Raw genomic sequence first — 18,426 nt, forward strand, 5'->3', positions numbered from 1 at the left:
GGGTGTGGGACGTAAAGCGAAGCAGTCCCACACCCCTACCCCGGAGGCCCGTCACCGGCAGCCGAACAGCCCCGCGCAGCGGCACCGCCCGCCGCAGGCGCAACGGCGAGAAGCAACCACGGCGGGAAAGCCGAAAACGTGGGCCGCAAGCCAAGCGCAGCGGAAGGGCAGCGGTTAGCGCAAAGCCTCCAGCTCCCCCCGCGTCAGCCCCGTCAGACGGGCGATCTCGGACATGTCCAGCGCCCCGCAGTCCAGCCCCCGCAGGAGATACGCGCTGAGCGCCTTGGCGGTGGCGGGCTCGTCCAGGACGTCGCCGCCGGCCTTGGCGACGTACGCCGCGAGCCGGGCCGCGGCCTTTTCGAGGCCCTCGCGGTAGAAGGCGTAGACCGCCGCGTAGCGGGTCGGCAGATGGGCCGGGTGCATGTCCCAGCCCTGGTAGTAGGCGCGGGCCAGCGAGCGGCGGACGAGGCCGTGGTGCAGCCGCCAGGCGGCGTGCACCTGGGGGGCGGCGCCGACGGGCAGGACGTTGGTCGAACCGTCGGAGAGGCGCACGCCGGTGCCCGCGGCGGCGACCTGCATCACGGCCTTGGCGTGGTCGGCCGCCGGGTGGTCGAGGGACTGGTGGGCGGCGCTGACGCCGCAGGAGGCGCTGTAGTCGAAGGTGCCGTAGTGCAGGGAGGTGGCGCGGCCCTCGGCGGCCTCGATCATGCGGGCGACGGTGGCGCGGCCGTCGGCACCCAGGATGGACTGGGTGGTCTCGATCTGGATCTCGAAGCCGAGCCGGCCGCTCTCCAGGCCACGCGCCTTCTCGAAGGCCTCCAGCAGGCGGACCATGGCGGTGACCTGCTCGGCGTAGGTCACTTTGGGGAGCGTGAGGACCAGGCCGTCGGGCAGGCCGCCGGCCTCCATCAGGCCGGTGAGGAAGATGTCGAGGGTGCGGATGCCGCGGTCGCGGACGGCCGCCTCCATGCACTTCATCCGGATGCCCATGTACGGGGCCGCCGTGCCGTCCCGGTAGGCGGCGGCGACCAGGGCGGCGGCGCGGGCCGCGGCCTCGTCCTCCTCGGCGTCGGAGCGGTTGCCGTAGCCGTCCTCGAAGTCGATCCGCAGGTCCTCGATGGGCTCGCGGGTCAGCTTGGCGCGGACGCGGTCGTGGACGTCGGCGGCGAGCTCGTCGGGGAGGTCCAGTACGGCGGCGAGCGCAGCCGCGTCGGGGGCGTGCTCGTCGAGGGCGGCGAGCGCCTGGTCGCCCCAGGAGCGCAGGGTGCCGGCGGTGAAGGCGTCGCCGGGGACGTAGACGGTGTGCACCGGCTGGCGGGTGCCGGGATCGCCGGGGTAGCGCCGGGCCAGATCCGCGTCCACCTCGGCGAGAGCGGCTCCGATTCCCTCGCGTACGGCGTCCGCGAGGCTCGTCGCCACGGTCTCCTGCTGCCCCATTCGGTACCCTCCCGGTGCTTGCGCCCGATGCCATCGGCCGAGTGATTTCCGCTTAACGGAATCAACAATCCGTAGAGCGAAGTTAACGGTGTCGGTTGAGGAGGTCAACACCCCCTCTCCCGAGGCGGCGCAGGTCACGGGCGCGCGGCCACCGCTCCGAAACCCGTGGCGCGGGCCGCCGCGAACGGTCACACTCGCGATCATGACTTGGATCGCACCCTCCATCCAGCGCAGAGAACTCCCGGCCGCGGCCGGCGAACGGGAGATGCTGCAGGGCTGGCTCGACTTCCACCGCGACACCCTGTTCGCCAAGTGCGCCGGGCTCACCGCCGAACAGCTCGCCGAGACGAGCACCCGGCCGTCCGGCCTCACCCTGCTCGGCCTGGTGCGCCACCTGGCGGATGTCGAACGCACCTGGTTCCGCAAACGCTTCGCCGGCGAGCAGATCGGCGACCACTACTTCACCCGGGAGAATCCGGACGCCGACTTCGACGACCTGGACCCGGCTGGCGCCGAGGCGAACTTCGCCGCCCTCCGCGCCGAGATCGAGGCCTGCGACAAGGCGGTGGCCGACCGCGGGCTGGACGAGACCTTCCGGCACGAGCGCACCGGGAAGACCCTCAACCTGCGCTGGATCTACGTCCATCTGATCGAGGAGTACGCACGCCACAACGGCCATGCGGATCTGCTGCGGGAGCGGATCGACGGGGCGACGGGCGATTAGTCTCTGAAGTGTCCAAGATCGAATCCGGTCGGACGGACCCGGTCGCGCCGGACGGCGTCGACCGCGTTCGACCGCTCCGTCCTCGCCTCGCAGGAGAGTCCGTGCCCGTAGTCGTCGCCACCATCAAAACCAAGCCCGGCCGCCGTGAGGACGTCCTCGCGGCGTTCCGCCGGCATGCGCCCGCCGTGCACGCCGAGCCCGGCTGTCTGCTCTACGCGGTGCACGCCGGCGACGACCGGGTCACCGTCGTCGAGAACTGGGCCGACCAGGCCTCGCTCGACGCGCACTCGGCCGGTCCGGCGCTGGAGGCGCTGGGCGCGGAGATCGCGGAGGCGCTGGCGGCGCCGCTGGATGTCGCGGTGCTGACGCCCGTACCGGTGGGCGAGCCGGGCAAGGGCCGGCTGCCGAACACCTGAGGCCGCGGGGCCGTTCCGGCCGCGGCAGCACGAGGCCCCGTACGCAGCGCGCGTACGGGGCCTCGTGCGGTTGCCGAAGCGGGCTCGGCGCCCGGCGGGCTCAGCCCTTGCGGGACTTGACCTCTTCGGTGAGGGCCGGGACGACGTCGAAGAGGTCGCCGACCACGCCGTAGTCGACCAGGTCGAAGATCGGCGCCTCGGCGTCCTTGTTGATGGCGACGATGGTCTTCGAGGTCTGCATACCGGCACGGTGCTGGATCGCGCCGGAGATGCCCGCCGCGATGTACAGCTGCGGCGAGACCGACTTGCCGGTCTGGCCGACCTGGTTGGTGTGCGGGTACCAGCCGGCGTCCACCGCGGCGCGGGAGGCACCGACGGCCGCGCCGAGCGAGTCGGCGAGCGCCTCGATGACCGGGAAGTTCTCGGCACCGTTGACGCCACGGCCACCGGAGACCACGATCGCGGCCTCGGTCAGCTCCGGACGGCCGGTCGACTCACGCGGGGTGCGCGAGACGACCTTGGTGCCCTTGGAGGAGTCGGCGATGGTCACCGCGAGCTGCTCGACCTGGCCGGCGGCCGGCGCGGCCTCCGGGGCGGCCGAGTTGGGCTTGACGGTGATGACCGGGGTGCCCTTGGTGACGCGGGACTTGGTGGTGTACGAGGCCGCGAAGACGGACTGCGTGGCCACCGGGCCCTCGTCGCCGGCCTCCAGGTCGACCGCGTCGGTGATGATGCCCGAGCCGATGCGGACCGCGAGGCGGGCGCCGATCTCCTTGCCCTCCGCGGAGGACGGCAGCAGCACGGCGGCCGGGGAGACCGCGTCGTAGGCGGCCTGCAGCGCGTCGACCTTGGGGGCGACGAGGTACTCGGTGAACTCGGGGGCGTCGGCGGCCAGCACCTTGACGGCACCGTGCTCGGCGAGGACCTTGGCGGCTTCCTCGGCGTTGGGGCCGAGGTGAACGGCTACCGGGTCGCCGATGCGGCGGGCGAGGGTGAGCAGTTCGAGGGTGGGCTTGCGGACGGCGCCGTCCACGTGGTCGACGTAGACAAGGACTTCAGCCATGGGATTGCTCTCCTGCGGGAAGAATGAGGGCGGTTGAGGGGGACGGGCCTTAAATGCTGTGCTGATCCGGGGGCTGACCCCCGGACCCCCAGCCTTAAATGAACTTCTGGCCCGCGAGGAACTCGGCGAGCTGCTTGCCGCCCTCGCCCTCGTCCGTGACGATCGTGCCCGCCGTACGGGCCGGACGCTCGGTCGCGTCCTCGACCTTGGTCCAGGAGCCCTCGAGGCCGACCTCGTCCGCGTCGATGTCCAGGTCGTCCAGGTCCAGGGACTCCACCGGCTTCTTCTTGGCGGCCATGATGCCCTTGAAGGAGGGGTAGCGCGCCTCACCCGACTGGTCGGTGACGGAGACGACGGCCGGCAGCGCGGCCTCCAGCTGCTCGCTGGCGGAGTCGCCGTCCCGGCGCCCGGTGACCTTGCCGTCGGCGACGGAGACCTCGGAGAGCTGGGTGACCTGAGGGACGTTCAGCCGCTCGGCGAGCAGCGCCGGCAGCACACCCATCGTGCCGTCGGTGGAGGCCATACCGCAGACGACCAGGTCGTAACCGGTCTTCTCGATGGCCTTGGCGAGCACGAGCGAGGTGCCGAGCGCGTCGGTGCCGTGCAGGTCGTCGTCCTCGACGTGGACGGCCTTGTCGGCGCCCATCGACAGGGCCTTGCGCAGCGCGTCGTTGGCGTCCTCGGGGCCGACGGTCAGGACCGTGATCTCCGCGTCGTCGGCGGCTTCCTTGATCTGCAGGGCCTGCTCGACGGCGTACTCGTCGAGCTCCGAGAGCAGACCGTCCACGTCGTCACGGTCGACGGTCAGGTCCTCGGCGAAGTGCCGGTCGCCGGTGGCGTCGGGCACGTACTTCACACAGACAACGATCCTCAAGCTCACGCCGGCTCTCCTACCTGCTTCGTCTCTTCAGAACTGCCTTGTGCTGGCAGCATAGGCGCCTGTTGGGGCGGCTCCCGGTTGGTTGCGGATCCCCGCGCCGACCGTCATGTTACCCACCAGTACATCCAGTCTCGTGCCCCGAATCAAGGCTGTCGAAATGTGACCTTGCCAACGGCCCTGATCGGGGAAAGACGAAGCGGCGCGGGAACCCGTCAGTCCCGCAGCGCGTTGAAGCGGCCCTGGTGGTAGAGGAGCGGACGGCCGGGCCCCGCGGGGTCGCCGACGACGGGCCGGGCGAGCACGATCCGGTGGTCGCCGGCCGGTACCCGGGCCACGACCTCGCACACCATCCAGGCCAGTACGCCGTCCAGCAGGGGGACGCCCTCGGGACCCGTACGCCACGAGGTGGCGGGGCCGAAGCGGTCGGCGCCGCTGCGCGCGAAGGTGGCGGCCAGCTCCTGCTGGTGCTCGCCGAGGATGTGGACGCCTATGTGCGCGGCCTCGGAGACGGCCGGCCAGCTGGAGGCGCCGGTGCCGATGCCGAACGAGAGCAGCGGCGGTTCGGCGGCGACGGAGGTGAGGGAGGTGGCGGTGAAACCGACCGGGCCGGAGCCGTGCGCGGTGATCACCGCGACGCCGGCGGCGTGCTGCCGGAAGACGGAGCGCAGGAGTTCGGGGGAGGCGGTGCGGGGCGTGCCGAGATCGGGCGAGGCCGTCATGGAGTTGTCCTTCTGCTGAGGTGTACGAGCCCGGGCGGAGCGGCCGGCGGCCGTACGGCTGCCGGCGCCACTGATGTCGTCGCTGCTCACACGCCCGGACAGCGGGCGCTGCAAGTCCGCAGAAGGTCGACGTGGGCGCGTCCGTAGAGAAGGGGTCCTGGCCGCATCTCGTCAGCGTGACGATCCGTGACCCAGAGCGTCAAGGGCCGCCCGGCATCTGGGAGATCAATCACGGACGGCCTGGCCCAGCGCGGCTATGACATCGGCCCTGCGGGGCTGCCCCGAGGCGCGCCGCACGATCGCGCCGTGCGCGTCGAGCACCAGCACCGTGGGGGTGCGGAGCACGTTCAGCTCCCGTACGAGATCGAGATGGGCCTCCGCGTCGATCTCGACATGGGCCACCCCCTCGACCATGCCGGCGACCTCGGCCAGGGTGCGGCGAGTGGCCCGGCAGGGCTGGCAGAAGGCGCTGGAGAACTGCAGCAGGGTGGCCCGCTCCCCCAGCTCCGCGCCGATCTGCGCGGCGCCCAGCCGCGGCACCCCGCTCCGGTCGTCACGCTTGTGCACCCTCACCCTCCCGTTGCGGCGCCGGTGCCACACGCCGAAGGCGCTCGCCGCCGCGAGCACCGCGATGCACACCATGAGTCCAGTCATCTCGGAGTGCAGCGTTCACGAGCCCGCAAACATTCCCGGTGCCGGAAGGGGGGATGGTGAGGGCATGAGTGTCGAGAGGATTGACGTACGCGGTCCGAGGTTCGGGGCGGCGCTGACGACCGTGGTACTGGCGGCCGTGCTGATCAGCGGGAGCGGCTGGCTGCTGGCCCTGCAGGCGCTGGTCTTCGCCGTCGGGGCGGCGGCGGGCGTCCAGCGCTCGCCGTACGCCTGGCTGTTCAAGGCGGCGGTGCGTCCGCGGCTGTCGCCGCCGGCCGACTTCGAGGACCCCGCCCCGCCGCGCTTCGCCCAGAGTGTGGGACTGTTCTTCGCGGTGGTGGGGCTGGTCGGCTACTTCGCGGGCCCGCAGTGGCTGGGGCTCGCGGCCACCGGGTGTGCGCTGGCCGCGGCCTTCCTCAATGCCGCTTTCGGGTACTGCCTGGGCTGCGAGATGTACCTTGTGCTGCGCAGAGCGGTGGGCTGAGCCGGTCCCCACGTGACGAGAATCTCCCGTCCGCGGCGTCCGGCACGCTGGCCGCCGCGGCCGTGATCGGGCACGATCTCCCGAAAGCCGCAGTTACGGCTGCGTAGGTTTCCGCCGGGAGAACCCTCCCCAGGCATCGGAAAAGGGGTCCTCCGGACAATGGCAGAGCTCGTCTATCCGCCCGTGATCGGCGCCGCGCGCACCGTCTTCAAGGCGCTCGATCTCAAGTTCGACATCGCGGGAACGGACCACGTTCCGCGGCGCGGCGGGGCGGTGCTGGTGAGCAATCACATCGGCTATCTGGACTTCGTCTTCGCCGGTCTGGCGGCCCGGCCGGCCAAGCGGCTGGTGCGCTTCATGGCGAAGGAGGCGGTGTTCCGGCACAAGGTGTCGGGGCCGCTGATGCGCGCGATGAAGCACATTCCGGTGGACCGCGCGCAGGGGATGCACGCCTACAAGCACGCGCTGTCCGCACTGCGTTCGGGCGAGATCATCGGTGTCTTCCCGGAGGCGACGATCTCCGAGTCGTTCACCCTGAAGAACTTCAAGTCGGGCGCGGCGCGGCTGGCCCAGGAGGCCGGCGTCCCGCTGCTGCCGATGGCGCTGTGGGGCACCCAGCGGCTGTGGACCAAGGGCCACAAGCGCGATCTGGGGCGCAACCACTTCCCGATAACCATCCGGGTCGGTGAGCCGGTGGAGGCCGATCCCGCCGAGCAGGCCGAGAAGATCACCGACCGGCTGCGGTCCCGGGTGCAGGACCTCCTGGAGGCCGCCCAGCGCGCCTACCCCGTGCGCCCCAAGGGCCCCGAGGACACCTGGTGGATCCCGGCCCACCTGGGCGGCACCGCGCCGGCACCCGGCGCATAGCCCGCCTCCCCCGCGGCTGACCGGACGGTCCCGGTCAGCCGCTCCAGGCCTCACCGACCTCGATGCGGGCGTCCGGGCAGGCCTTCTGCAGCGCCTCGGCGAGCTCGGCGCCCGCGGTCGTCAGCTCGTCGAGCGTCATGGGGGCCATCCGCTCCAGCAGGAAGAGGGCGCTGACGGAGTCCTCGGTGAGGCGGGTGCGGACGCCCTGGCGCCAGTTCCAGCGGCGGCAGGTGACGCCCTCCTCGTCACACCAGACGACCTCGCCGGCGTCCGGATACTCGATGACCTCGGCGCCGCCGGCCGCGGTCGCGAACGGCTCGTCCCCGGTGGCCCGTACGAGCCGCATCCCGCCCTGGATACGGTCCAGGTCCTCGCCTCCCACGGGGAGGAGATGGGCGACGCTGATGGCGTTGTAGAGGTCCACGAGGCGGTTGATGCGCGGCAGCCCGTCCGCGAGTGCGCGCTTGGCGAGCGCCTCGGCGGAGTTGCGGGTACGCGAGGGCTTGCTGCCGAAGGCGGAGTACGCGCCGCGCCAGGCGGCGATGTGCGGGTCGTCCTGCGGCGGCTGGCCGTCGAGGCGCCCGGCCAGCCGGCGCGTGGCCTCGTCCAGAAGCGCGGAGCTCGTCTCGTCACTGGGCCCGTTGGTCAGACCGCGGGCTTCGACGGCGAGGTAGCCGAATCCGGGTGCCAGGGCGCGCACCTCGTCAGAAATGTGCAGGGAGCAGGTCAGGCTGGGCATCGTGCCGTTCCTCGAAGAGGGCGGCCGCCGCCGGTCGACGGCCGTCTGGAGGCATTGGAGCACGGCCGGACGCAGTTCAGCAAACAGGACTACGCAGTCCACTCCATTGGACTGCGCCCCGTAAAGCCGTGCCCGCCGCAGGGCGAACCCCACGGCGGGCCGACGGACACCGCGGATCAGGCCGGGCGCAGCTCCTCGCGGAGGGCCGCCAGGAAGCCGTCCACGTCCTCCTCCGTCGTGTCGAACGAGCACATCCAGCGCACATCGCCGGCCTTCTCGTCCCAGAAGTAGAAGCGGTAGCGCTTCTGCAGGCGCTCGCTGACGTCGTGCGGCAGTCGCGCGAAGACCGCGTTGGACTGCACCGGGTAGAGGATCTCCACCCCGTCGAGCTTCCGCACCCCGGCCGCCAGCCGCTGCGCCATGGTGTTGGCGTGGCGGGCGTTGCGCAGCCACAGGTCCTTGGCGAGCAGCGCCTCCAGCTGGACCGAGACGAAGCGCATCTTGGAGGCCAGCTGCATGGACTGCTTGCGCAGATGCTTCATCGCACGGACCCGGTCGGGGTTGAGCACGACGACGGCCTCGCCGAAGACCGCGCCGTTCTTCGTGCCGCCGTAGGAGAGGATGTCGACGCCGACGGCGTTGGTGAAGGCCCGCATCGGGACGTCGAGGGTCGCCGCGGCGTTGGTGATCCGCGAGCCGTCCAGATGCACGACCATGCCGTGCTGATGCGCGTGGTCGCAGATCGCCCGGATCTCGTCGGGGGTGTAGACCGTGCCCAGTTCGGTGCTCTGGGCGATCGAGACGACCTGCGGCATGGCGCGGTGCTCGTCGTCCCAGCCCCACGCCTGGCGGTCGATCAGCTCGGGGGTGAGCTTGCCGTCGTCGGTCGGGACGGTCAGCAGCTTCAGCCCGCCGACCCGCTCGGGGGCGCCGCCCTCGTCGACGTTGATGTGTGCGGTCTCGGCGGCGATCACCGCGCCCCAGCGGTCGGTCACGGCCTGGAGGGCGACGACGTTGGCGCCGGTGCCGTTGAAGACCGGGAACGCCTGGGCGCGCTGCCCGAAGTGGCTGCGGAAGACGCGCTGGAGGTGTTCGGTGTAGTCGTCCTCGCCGTAGGCGATCTGGTGACCGCCGTTGGCAAGGGCCATCGCGGCCAGCACCTCCGGGTGGACGCCCGCGTAGTTGTCGCTGGCGAAGCCGCGTATCTGAGGGTCGTGGTGCTGCCGGGCGTCGGTCTTCGCTCCGGTCACGGCTCGGGGGTCAGCCACAGACGCTGTCCATTCACTTCCTGGGCGGGCCGGCTCCAGACTCCGGCGATGGCCTCGGCCAGCTCCGTGACATCCGTGAAGCCCGCGAACTTGGCGTTCGGTCGCTCGGCGCGCATCTGATCGTTGACGAGCGCCTTCACGACCAGGATGGCAGCCGCGGCGCGGGGCCCCTGCTCGCCCCCCGACTTGCGGAAGCCGTCCGCCAGGGCCAGCGTCCATGCCTCGGCGGCGGCCTTGGACGCCGCATAGGCGGCGTTGCCACCGGTGGGCTTCGACGCACCGGCCGCGCTGATCAGCACGAAACGGCCGTTACCGCTCCGCTCCAGGGGCTCCTGGAAGGCGAGGGAGGTGTGCTGCAGGGTGCGGATCAGCAGCTTGTGCAGCAGGTCCCAGTCCGCCAGGTCGGTCTCCGCGAACGTCGAGGAGCCGCGCCAGCCGCCGACGAGGTGCACCAGGCCGTCGATCCGGCCGAATTCCTTCTCCGTACGGGCCGCCCATTCACGGGTCTGCTCCAGGTCGAGGAGGTCGACGGTGTCCCCTATGACCGTGGCGCCGCCGTGCGCGTAGCGGGCCGCGTCCACGGCCTCCGCCAGCCGCTCGGGGTTGGAGTCCGAGCCGACGACCACCGCTCCTGCTTCGGCCAGCCGCAGCAGGGTGGCACGGCCGGCCGGTCCGGCCGCTCCCGCCACCGCGATGACCGCACCCTCCAGCGGCCCCTGGCCGCCCGTCGAAGTAACCATCTCCGTCGCCTCCTCGTCCTGCTCCTGGACGGCCTGTGGCCGGGTGTTCCGGTCGGTGCTCATGCCGCCGCCAGCGCGTCGCTGTGGGCCGTGATGCCCTTGGTCGAGGCGATCACGGCGCGCAGCTTCTTGGCGAGCGCCTCGTAGAACATGCTCAGCGGGAACTCGTCGGGGAGCACGTCGTCCACGAGTTTGCGCGGCGGCTGGTCCAGGTCGAGGGCGTCGGGGCCCTTGGCCCAGACCGAACCCGGGTGCGGTGCGAGGTAGGTCGAGACGAGGTCGTACGCGGCGAACCAGTGGACCAGCTTGGGCCGGTCGATGCCGTCGCGGTAGAGCTTTTCGATCTCGCCGCACAGCTGGTTGGTGACCTTGGACGCCCGCTCCCAGTCGATGTGCAAGGTGTTGTCCGTCCAGCGTACGACGTCGTGCTTGTGCAGGTACGCGAAGAGCAGCTGGCCGCCCAGGCCGTCGTAGTTGCGGACCCGGTCGCCGGAGACGGGGAACCGGAACATCCGGTCGAAGATCACCGCGTACTGCACATCGCGGGCCTGGGAGTACCCCTCGGCCTCCAGCTTCACGGCCTCCTTGAAGGCGGTGAGGTCGCAGCGCAGCTCCTCCAGGCCGTACATCCAGAACGGCTGGCGCTGCTTGATCATGAACGGGTCGAACGGCAGGTCACCGTGGCTGTGCGTGCGGTCGTGCACCATGTCCCACAGCACGAACGCCTCCTGGCAGCGCTGCTGGTCGTCGAGCATCTCGCGGATGTCCTGCGGGAGTTCGATCCCCAGCGTCTCGACGGCGGCCCGGCTGACCCGGCGGAAGCGGGCGGCCTCACGGTCGCAGAAGATGCCGCCCCAGCTGAACCGCTCGGGTGCCTCGCGCACCGCGATGGTCTCCGGGAAGAGCACGGCGGAGTGGGTGTCGTAGCCGGCCGTGAAGTCCTCGAAGGTGATGCCGAGGAAGAGGGGGTTGTCGTAACGGGTGCGCTCCAGCTCGGAGAGCCACTCGGGCCAGACCATCCGCAGGACGACGGCCTCGAAGTTGCGGTCCGGGTTGCCGTTCTGCGTGTACATGGGGAACAGCACGAGGTGCTGGAGGCCGTCGGCGCGCTGCTGGGCGGGCCGGAAGGCGAGCAGCGAGTCCAGGAAGTCCGGCACGCCGAAGCCGTCGTCGGCCCAGCGGCGCAGGTCGGCGATGAGCGCCTGGTGGTAGTCGGCGTTGTGCGGGAGCAGCGGGGCGAGCTCCTGGACGGCCGCTATCACCCGCTCGGCCTCGGCCCGGACGGCCGCGGCGCTGGGCGCGCCCTCCGCCGCCAGGTCGACCGAACCGTCCTTGGACTGCCAGGGCCGGATGGTCTCGACCGCGTCCTTGAGGAGGGCCCATGCCGGGTGGTCGACCACACGCTCTGCGGTCGCACTACCTCCCCGGACACCCACAGGCGAAAGAATTTCCGTCATGACTGCCCTCCGGCGGTAGATCGTCTTGTCAGCACACGGTAACCAGCCGAGGTTCGCTCACTCAAGTGGTCCAGCTGAAAATTATTCTGCCGCGACCCCACGCCGACGCATCTTTTTCCTGTGCGGTCCGACTTCGGCGGGACTTCCTGCCAGTGGCGGCAAGGGTTTCCGCGCTTCCTCCGGCCCGCACGGTTACCGGCGGACGCCGCGCGGGCACCCTCGGACAGCGGTATGGCATATGCCACAGGGGCGCCGTCAGCGCCGTGGGGACTCGCCCACGCCAGGGTGAGACCGGTCTGCCCCCGGATATGGCGGGTACCCGTACTGGACACACCGCGGCCGCGGCCGCAACCGCTTTATCTGCACCCGTCCCCGTTAGGCTGAACGCCATTTCGTCCCGCCGTTGCCGACGGTCGACGGCCGACACTGACGTAGAGCCGACAGCAGCACCGAGCCGACAGAAGCGAGGCAGCCTTGTCCTTTCTCACCATCGGTCACCGCGGGATCATGGGCGTGGAGCCGGAGAACACCCTGCGCTCCTTCGTACGCGCCGAGCACGAAGGCCTCGATGTCATCGAACTGGACCTGCATCTGAGCAAGGACGGCGCGCTCGTGGTCATGCACGACGCGGATGTGGACCGGACCACCGACGGTGCCGGGCCGATCGCCGAACGCACCCTCGCCGAGCTGCGTGAACTGGACGCCGGGCGGGGCGAGCGGATCCCCGTGTTCGAGGAGGTCCTGGAGGCGGTCAAGGCGCCGCTGCAGGCCGAGATCAAGGACGTGGCGGCCGCGCAGGCGCTGGCCGAGGTGATGCGGTCGCGCGATCTGACCGGCCGGGTCGACGTCATCTCCTTCCACGACGAGGCGCTGGCCGCCATCCGCACGCTGCTGCCCGGGGTGCGCACCGCCCTGGTCGGCAGCCGCTACGGCGCCGATGTCGTCGATCGCGCACAGGCCGTCGGCGCGACGATGCTCTCGCTGAACATCCGCCGGCTCACCCTCGAACTCGTCGAGCGGGCGCACGCCGCGCATCTGAAGGTCGTCGGCTGGACGGTCAACACCCACGATCAGCTCCGGCTGGCGCGCGGTCTGGGCCTGGACGGCGTGGTGACCGACCTGCCGGAGATCCGCCGGGCGGTGCGCTTCACCGCGTAGGGGCCCGCCTGCCGGGGAAATCCGCAGTTCACAGGCGCGCAACGTCCTTCCAGCATGCGGACGATTTCCCCGATGATCTCGACAGACGGCGCGGCGCACTGCCAGTCTCCCGCCATGCGCCTCGTCAACCGCCCCCTTCGCCTTGCCGCTTGTGCCACCGTCGTGCTGCTCGCCGCGGCCGTCGGCTGTGCCCCGCAGGACGAGCCCCCCGGTGGCCCGCGGGCCGCCGGGCAGGGCAAACAGAGCTGTGACCGCGGCAAACTGCCCACCGTGCGGGCCGGCAGGCTCACCGTCGGCACCGACAAGCCGGCGTACGCCCCGTGGTTCGCCGACGACGACCCGGCCAGCGGCAAGGGCTTCGAGTCGGCGGTCGCCTACGCCGTCGCCCAGCGGCTGGGCTACGCCAAGGGCGCGGTGGACTGGCAGACCGTGCCGTTCAACAACGCCTTCGCGCCCGGCGCGAAGAAGTTCGACTTCGACATCAACCAGATCTCCATCAGCACCGAGCGCAAGCGCGCCGTCGCCTTCTCCTCCGGCTACTACGACGTACGCCAGGCGGTCGTCGCGCTCAAGGGCTCCAAGGCCGCGCGCGCCAAGAGCATCGCCGACCTCAAGGACGTCAAGCTCGGCGCGCAGGTCGGCACCACCAGCCTGGACGTCGTCAACGGCACCATCCGCCCGGCCCGCCCCGCCGCGGTCTTCCAGAAGAACGACCTCGCCAAGTCCGCGCTGAAGAACGGGCAGGTGGACGCGATCGTCACCGACCTGCCGACGGCCTTCTACATCACCTCGGCGGAGGTGACGGACGCCGAGGTGGTCGGCCAGTTCCCGGTCTCCGGTGCCGCGAAGGAGCAGTTCGGGCTGGTCCTGGACAAGGAGAGCCGGATCACCGGGTGTGTGACGGCGGCGGTCGACGCGCTGCGCAAGGACGGCACGCTCGCCGCGCTGGAGAAGAAGTGGCTGAGCGACGCCGTCGACGCTCCGGTGCTCAAGTGAACGGCAGGGAAGGGGTATTGGAGAAGGGCGACGAGGTCCGGGAGCCGGACGGCGACGGGTATGCGCCCTCGCCGCGGCGGATCGAGCGGGAGCGCTTCAAGCGGGCCAGGGCCCGGCGGGCCGCCGCCGTCGCCGCGCTGAGCACGCTGGTCACCGCCGCCGTGCTCTTCCTCGTCATCACCCACTCCCCCGGCTGGCCACGCACCCGCGAGACCTTCTTCAGCGCCGAGTACGCCCGCAAGGCGCTGCCGGAGGTACTGGAGGGGCTGCTGCTGAACCTGCGGCTGCTGGTGGTGTGCGGGGCGGCGGTGCTGGTGCTCGGGCTGCTGCTGGCGGTGGCCCGGACGCTGCGCGGCCCGGTGTTCTTCCCGCTGCGCGCGCTGGCCACCGCGTACACCGACTTCTTCCGCGGACTGCCGCTGATCATCTGTCTGCTGATGGTGGTCTTCGGGGTCCCGGCGCTGCGGCTGCAGGGCGTGCCCACCGATCCGGTGGTGCTCGGCGGCTCCGCGCTGGTGCTGACGTACTCGGCGTACGTGGCCGAGGTCTTCCGGGCCGGTATCGAATCGGTGCACCCCTCGCAGCGCGCGGCGGCCCGGTCGCTGGGGCTCTCCAGCGGGCAGACACTGCGGTTCGTCGTCCTGCCGCAGGCGGTGCGCCGGGTGGTGCCGCCGCTGCTGAACGATCTGGTGTCGCTGCAGAAGGACACCGGGCTGGTCTCCATCGCGGGCGCGGTGGACGCGGTGTACGCCGCGCAGATCATCGCCGGCAAGGACTTCAACTTCACGCCGTACGTGGTCGCCGGGCTGGTCTTCGTCGCGCTGACGATTCCGATGACGCGGTTCACGGACTGGGTCACGGCCCGGATGGACCGCAGGCGCGCCCAGGGAGGCATCGTATGAGCACGGCGGAGAACACACGGAAGGCCGCGGACACCGCAGGGGGCTCCCCCGACGGCGGCCCGGTGCTGCGGCTGGAGTCCGTGCGCAAGGCTTACGGGAACGGCACGGTCGTGCTGCGCGATGTCGATCTGGAGGTCCCGCCGCACACCGTGACCGTGCTGATCGGCGCGTCGGGGTCGGGCAAGTCCACGCTGCTGCGCTGCGCGAATCTGCTGGAGGAGATCGACGACGGGGCGATCTTCCTGGACGGCGAGGACATCACCGACCCGCGGGTCGACGCGGACGCGGTGCGGCGCCGGATCGGTGTGGTCTTCCAGGCCTACAACCTCTTCCCGCACATGACCGTGCTGGACAACATCACGCTGGCGCCGCGCAGAGTGCACGGGGTACCGCGCGCCGAGGCGGAGGCGCGCGCCCGCGAGCTCCTGGAGCGGCTGGGGCTCGGCGGGCGGGCCGGGGAGTACCCGGACCGGCTCAGCGGCGGCCAGCAGCAGCGGGTCGCGATCGTGCGCGCGCTGGCCGGGCGGCCCCGGCTGCTGCTGCTCGACGAGATCACCGCGGCGCTCGACCCCGAGCTGGTCGGCGAGGTGCTGGGCGTGGTCCGCGATCTCAAGGAGAACGGCATGACCATGGTCATCGCCACCCATGAGATGGGCTTCGCGCGGGAGGTCGCCGACCAGGTGTGCTTCCTGGACGGCGGGGTGGTGCTGGAGCGCGGCACCCCCGGTCAGGTCTTCGGCGATCCGGCGCAGGACCGCACCCGGCGGTTCCTGCAGCGGATCATCGAGGCGGGGCGGCTGTAGGGCGGGCCCGGGGGCCGGCCCCGGCCGCTCAGACCAGCGGCTTGACCAGCAGCTCGAATTCCAGGTCGGCGCGCTGCGGGACGCCGAACCGCTCATCGCCGTACGGGAAGGGGCTGAGCTGCCCGGTGCGCCGGTAGCCGCGGCGCTCGTACCAGGCGATCAGCTCCTCGCGCTGCCGGATGACCGTCATCCGCATCTCCCGTGCGCCCCAGATCTCCTGGGCGGTGCGCTCGGCCTCGGCGATGATGATCTTGCCGAGGCCGCCGCCCTGGAGCTTCGGGCGCACCGCGAACATGCCGAAGTACGCGTGGTCACCGCGGTGTTCGAGCTGGCAGCAGGCGATCAGCTCGCCGTCGCGCTCGGCGATCAGCAGCCGGCCGGTCTCGTTGCGGACCACGGCGGCGACGCCCTCGGGGTCGGTGCGCTGCCCCTCCAGCAGGTCGGCCTCCGTCGTCCAGCCGGCCCGGCTCGCGTCTCCCCGGTACGCCGACTCGATGAGCTCGACGAGCCCGGGTATGTCGGCGTCGGCGGCGGTACGGAAGGTCAGCTCGCTGGTGGGCATGGTGTGCGCAGTCCTCTCGGGCCCGAGGGAGTGAGGGCCGGTGACGGCCTCGGGAGTGGCTGAACGAGGCTAACAAGAGCCGTGCGCGTCATGTCAGGGCCGTTCGCCCGGGTCTTTCGGCGGAGCTGGCGGGCCGTCGGCGTAGGGTCCTGGCATGGTGCACGTACTGAGCAGCAGGGTGCTGTTGCGGCCGTCCGACCCCGAGCGGTCCCGGGCGTTCTACGGCGAGGCGCTGGGGCTGGAGATCTACCGGGAGTTCGGTACCGGCCCCGAGCGCGGCACGGTGTACTTCCTGGGCGGCGGCTTTCTGGAGGTCTCCGGCCGCGCCACCGGGCCCGCCACGGACACCCTTCAGCTGTGGCTCCAGGTGGCGGACGCGGCGGCGGCGCACGAGGAGTTGCTGGCGCACGGGGTGGAGGTGCTGCGGCCGCCCGTACAGGAGCCCTGGGGTCTCATCGAGATGTGGATCGCCGACCCGGACGGCCACCGCATCGTGCTGACGCAGCTCCCGGCGGACCATCCGCTGCGCTACCGGCCCTGAGGGCCGCCCGTCCTCCGCTCCCCTCGCCCGCGCTCCCCTCGTGCGCCCGTGCGCTCCCGTGTGCCGGGCACCGGGCGGGCATCTAGCAGCCGATGCGTACCGGGGGCCCTGGGGAGGCGCTTCGTGCACCAACCACCGTTGGTCGGCTGGCTGCTGGTGCTGCTCTGCGCGGGCACCGGTGCGTACTGCCTGGTGCGGACGCGCAGCGGACCGGCCGCGCAGCGGGTGGCCGCGCGCGGTGAGGGGCTGATGGCGCTGGCGATGGCGGTGATGGCGCTGCCGGCGTCCGCGGTGGCGCTGCCGGTGTGGTCGTCCTGGCTGTTCACCGCGGCGTTCGGGGCGGCGGGGCTGTGGGCGCTGGTGCACCGGCATCTGCACCATGCGGTGGGTGCGTGGGCGATGGTGTACATGGCGCTGGCGATGGTCGTGCCGGCGGACGGGATGCGGCACACCGCGCCGATGGCCGGTATGGCGCACTCCGCGCCGGGCGGGGTGCCGTTGCTGACCGGGCTGTTGCTCGTCTACTACACGGTGTACGTGATCGCCGCGGGGATCCGGCTGGTCCCGGCGGCGGGTGCGGTGGCGGGGGTGCCGGGGGCGAAGGGGCCGGTGGCGGCGCTGGAGTCCGGGCCCGCCCGGATGCTGCGGGCCTGCCGGGTGGCGATGGGCATCGGCATGCTGGCGATGCTGGTGGCGCTCTGAACTGCGGCGGGTGCTCGCGCGGGCAACCTTGCGGGGCCGTCACACCTGTTCGGACCTCGCCGGAGTTCACGCCTGTTGCCGGCGTGGCGTACGTCACTTCCGATGCGTGAGCGTACCAACGAGTAGGCGCGCGCTCATAAGGTGACGGCATGATGGTCCCGATCGCGCTGATGGTTCTCGGCGCGCTGGCCGCGTCGACGGCGCCGCGGCTGATGGCCCGTTCCGACTGGCCTGACCGCGAGCCGGTGCTCGCCCTGTGGGCGTGGCAGTGCGTGGTCGCCGGTGTGCTGCTGTGCTGTGTGCTGGCCATGTCGCTGAGCGCGGCCGCCGCCTGGGAGTCCGTCCGCAGCCCGGTGTTCGGGTTCGCCCCCCGGGTCGTCGTCGAGGCCTATGCGCTCAAGGGGTACGGGCCGTGGGCCGGGGTGCTGGCGCTGCTCCTGGCGGGCGGCGGCGCCTGGACGGCCGTCGCGCTGACCCGCGAGGTGCGGGCGGCGCGGTCCCGCCGCCGGCAGCGCCGCGCCGAACTCCTGCGGCGCGCCCCCTTGCTGCCCGGCGAGAAGCCCTTCGGGGAGCGGCTTGTCGTCCTGGAGGGGGACCGCCCGGAGGCCTGGTGGCTGACCCACTCCTCGCCCCAACTGGTCATCACCACCTCGGCGTTGCGGCGACTGAAAGGCCGTCAGCTCGACGCGCTGATCGCCCACGAGCAGGGCCATGTGCGGGCGCGGCACGATCTCCTGCTGTACTGCGCCTCCGCGCTCGCGGCCGGCTTCCCGCAGATCCCGGTCTTCGCCGCGTTCCGCGACCAGGTGCACCGGCTGGTCGAGCTGGCCGCCGACGATGTGGCCTCGCGCCGCTTCGGCCGGCTGACGATCGCCCTGGCGCTGGTCGAACTCAACGAGGACCGCGGGGTGTTCGGCCCGTGCCCGGCCCAGCACGCCCAGGTCCCCCAGCGGGTGGACCGGCTGCTGTCCCCCGCACCGCGCTTCACCCCCGGGCGCCGGCTGCGGATGACCGCGGTGGCGGCGCTGGTGCCGGTGGTGCCGCTGCTGGTGACGTTCGTTCCTGGGCTGAGTGCGCTGACGTAGTCGTTGTACTTGGCTTGCCCCTCCGCTGCGCTTGGCTTGCTTCCCACGTTGTTGGCTTTCCCGCCGCGGTGGTTTGGCGCCGTTGCGCCTGCGGCGGGCGGTGTCCGCTGCGCGGGGCGTTTCGGGTGCGGTGACGGGCCTCCGCGGGTGCCCCGTCGACGGCGAGCCCCGTCTAGCGTCGGCCGGAGGAGGCACCCATGGCGAGGCGTGGATTCCCGGCCCGTGAGCCGGC

21 protein-coding genes are annotated in these 18,426 nt (G+C 71.6%); 11 read left to right on the top strand and 10 right to left on the bottom strand.

Annotated features, from left to right (window positions below):
• Nucleotides 1-174 precede the first annotated feature (174 nt).
• Nucleotides 175-1,437, bottom strand: a complete 1,263-nt coding sequence (locus ACWD6P_RS34565; RefSeq protein ID WP_451448168.1) for a DUF6986 family protein — start codon at nucleotides 1,435-1,437, stop codon at nucleotides 175-177.
• A gap of 202 nt (nucleotides 1,438-1,639) precedes the next feature.
• Between ACWD6P_RS34565 and ACWD6P_RS34570 the strand changes: the two genes are divergently transcribed.
• Both ACWD6P_RS34570 and ACWD6P_RS34575 read left to right on the top strand, forming a co-directional pair.
• Nucleotides 1,640-2,161, top strand: coding sequence for a DinB family protein (locus ACWD6P_RS34570; RefSeq protein WP_451448169.1), 522 nt, complete (start codon nucleotides 1,640-1,642; stop codon nucleotides 2,159-2,161).
• Nucleotides 2,162-2,262: 101 nt separating this feature from the next.
• Nucleotides 2,263-2,577 (top strand): putative quinol monooxygenase, encoded by a 315-nt coding sequence (locus ACWD6P_RS34575; RefSeq protein ID WP_451448170.1) that lies wholly within the window; start codon nucleotides 2,263-2,265, stop codon nucleotides 2,575-2,577.
• 100 nt (nucleotides 2,578-2,677) lie between these two features.
• Here ACWD6P_RS34575 and ACWD6P_RS34580 read toward each other — a convergent pair whose 3' ends face one another.
• The 4 genes from ACWD6P_RS34580 to ACWD6P_RS34595 form a co-directional block, all read right to left on the bottom strand.
• Nucleotides 2,678-3,640 carry an electron transfer flavoprotein subunit alpha/FixB family protein gene (locus tag ACWD6P_RS34580; protein WP_451448171.1) on the bottom strand — a complete coding sequence of 321 codons (963 nt, stop codon included), beginning with the start codon at nucleotides 3,638-3,640 and terminating at the stop codon, nucleotides 2,678-2,680.
• 94 nt (nucleotides 3,641-3,734) lie between these two features.
• On the bottom strand, nucleotides 3,735-4,520 hold the full coding sequence (locus ACWD6P_RS34585; protein WP_451448172.1) for an electron transfer flavoprotein subunit beta/FixA family protein: 786 nt from the start codon (nucleotides 4,518-4,520) through the stop codon (nucleotides 3,735-3,737).
• A 212-nt stretch (nucleotides 4,521-4,732) separates the two neighbouring features.
• A complete protein-coding gene (locus ACWD6P_RS34590; protein WP_451448173.1) occupies nucleotides 4,733-5,239 on the bottom strand; it encodes a flavin reductase family protein in 507 nt (168 codons plus the stop codon).
• A 225-nt stretch (nucleotides 5,240-5,464) separates the two neighbouring features.
• Entirely contained in the window at nucleotides 5,465-5,893 is a 429-nt protein-coding gene (locus tag ACWD6P_RS34595) for a TlpA family protein disulfide reductase (protein WP_451448174.1), read from the bottom strand.
• Nucleotides 5,894-5,957: 64 nt separating this feature from the next.
• On the opposite strand from ACWD6P_RS34595, the gene ACWD6P_RS34600 reads away from it, so the two are divergent.
• Both ACWD6P_RS34600 and ACWD6P_RS34605 read left to right on the top strand, forming a co-directional pair.
• A complete protein-coding gene (locus ACWD6P_RS34600) occupies nucleotides 5,958-6,374 on the top strand; it encodes a DUF4395 domain-containing protein (RefSeq protein ID WP_451448175.1) in 417 nt (138 codons plus the stop codon).
• A 159-nt stretch (nucleotides 6,375-6,533) separates the two neighbouring features.
• Nucleotides 6,534-7,241, top strand: coding sequence for a lysophospholipid acyltransferase family protein (locus tag ACWD6P_RS34605; RefSeq protein WP_451448176.1), 708 nt, complete (start codon nucleotides 6,534-6,536; stop codon nucleotides 7,239-7,241).
• A 34-nt stretch (nucleotides 7,242-7,275) separates the two neighbouring features.
• On the opposite strand, the gene ACWD6P_RS34610 is transcribed toward ACWD6P_RS34605, so the two are convergent.
• The 4 genes from ACWD6P_RS34610 to ACWD6P_RS34625 form a co-directional block, all read right to left on the bottom strand.
• Nucleotides 7,276-7,980, bottom strand: coding sequence for a B3/B4 domain-containing protein (locus tag ACWD6P_RS34610; RefSeq protein WP_451448177.1), 705 nt, complete (start codon nucleotides 7,978-7,980; stop codon nucleotides 7,276-7,278).
• Nucleotides 7,981-8,156: 176 nt separating this feature from the next.
• On the bottom strand, nucleotides 8,157-9,248 hold the full coding sequence (locus tag ACWD6P_RS34615) for a threonine aldolase family protein (protein ID WP_451448178.1): 1,092 nt from the start codon (nucleotides 9,246-9,248) through the stop codon (nucleotides 8,157-8,159).
• Entirely contained in the window at nucleotides 9,227-10,051 is an 825-nt protein-coding gene (locus ACWD6P_RS34620) for an SDR family NAD(P)-dependent oxidoreductase (protein ID WP_451448179.1), read from the bottom strand. Before ACWD6P_RS34620 ends, ACWD6P_RS34615 begins: the two co-directional genes overlap by 22 nt.
• Nucleotides 10,048-11,445, bottom strand: a complete 1,398-nt coding sequence (locus ACWD6P_RS34625; protein WP_451448180.1) for a DUF6421 family protein — start codon at nucleotides 11,443-11,445, stop codon at nucleotides 10,048-10,050. The genes ACWD6P_RS34620 and ACWD6P_RS34625 overlap by 4 nt, the downstream gene beginning before the upstream one ends.
• A 474-nt stretch (nucleotides 11,446-11,919) precedes the next feature.
• Here ACWD6P_RS34625 and ACWD6P_RS34630 point away from each other — a divergent pair, with 474 nt between their 5' ends.
• The 4 genes from ACWD6P_RS34630 (at nucleotide 11,920) to ACWD6P_RS34645 (ending at nucleotide 15,304) form a co-directional block, all read left to right on the top strand.
• On the top strand, nucleotides 11,920-12,603 hold the full coding sequence (locus tag ACWD6P_RS34630; RefSeq protein ID WP_451448181.1) for a glycerophosphodiester phosphodiesterase: 684 nt from the start codon (nucleotides 11,920-11,922) through the stop codon (nucleotides 12,601-12,603).
• 114 nt (nucleotides 12,604-12,717) lie between these two features.
• On the top strand, nucleotides 12,718-13,599 hold the full coding sequence (locus tag ACWD6P_RS34635) for an ABC transporter substrate-binding protein (protein WP_451448188.1): 882 nt from the start codon (nucleotides 12,718-12,720) through the stop codon (nucleotides 13,597-13,599).
• A complete protein-coding gene (locus ACWD6P_RS34640) occupies nucleotides 13,596-14,501 on the top strand; it encodes an amino acid ABC transporter permease (protein ID WP_451448182.1) in 906 nt (301 codons plus the stop codon). The genes ACWD6P_RS34635 and ACWD6P_RS34640 overlap by 4 nt, the downstream gene beginning before the upstream one ends.
• The gene (locus ACWD6P_RS34645) at nucleotides 14,498-15,304 is read left to right on the top strand and encodes an amino acid ABC transporter ATP-binding protein (protein ID WP_451448183.1); all 807 of its coding nucleotides are present in this window, start codon (nucleotides 14,498-14,500) and stop codon (nucleotides 15,302-15,304) included. Before ACWD6P_RS34640 ends, ACWD6P_RS34645 begins: the two co-directional genes overlap by 4 nt.
• A 28-nt stretch (nucleotides 15,305-15,332) precedes the next feature.
• Here the strand turns inward: ACWD6P_RS34645 and ACWD6P_RS34650 are convergent, their stop codons facing one another.
• Nucleotides 15,333-15,866, bottom strand: a complete 534-nt coding sequence (locus ACWD6P_RS34650) for a GNAT family N-acetyltransferase (protein WP_451448184.1) — start codon at nucleotides 15,864-15,866, stop codon at nucleotides 15,333-15,335.
• Nucleotides 15,867-16,020: 154 nt separating this feature from the next.
• Between ACWD6P_RS34650 and ACWD6P_RS34655 the strand changes: the two genes are divergently transcribed.
• The 3 genes from ACWD6P_RS34655 to ACWD6P_RS34665 all read left to right on the top strand — a co-directional run bounded on the left by ACWD6P_RS34655 (nucleotide 16,021) and on the right by ACWD6P_RS34665 (nucleotide 18,194).
• Entirely contained in the window at nucleotides 16,021-16,407 is a 387-nt protein-coding gene (locus ACWD6P_RS34655; protein WP_451448185.1) for a VOC family protein, read from the top strand.
• Nucleotides 16,408-16,530: 123 nt separating this feature from the next.
• Complete coding sequence (locus ACWD6P_RS34660) at nucleotides 16,531-17,109, top strand: DUF5134 domain-containing protein (RefSeq protein ID WP_451448186.1); 579 nt, start codon at nucleotides 16,531-16,533, stop codon at nucleotides 17,107-17,109.
• Nucleotides 17,110-17,258: 149 nt separating this feature from the next.
• Complete coding sequence (locus tag ACWD6P_RS34665) at nucleotides 17,259-18,194, top strand: M56 family metallopeptidase (RefSeq protein ID WP_451448187.1); 936 nt, start codon at nucleotides 17,259-17,261, stop codon at nucleotides 18,192-18,194.
• The last annotated feature ends 232 nt before the right edge of the window (nucleotides 18,195-18,426 follow it).

Source organism: Streptomyces sp. NPDC002446 (assembly GCF_053595675.1).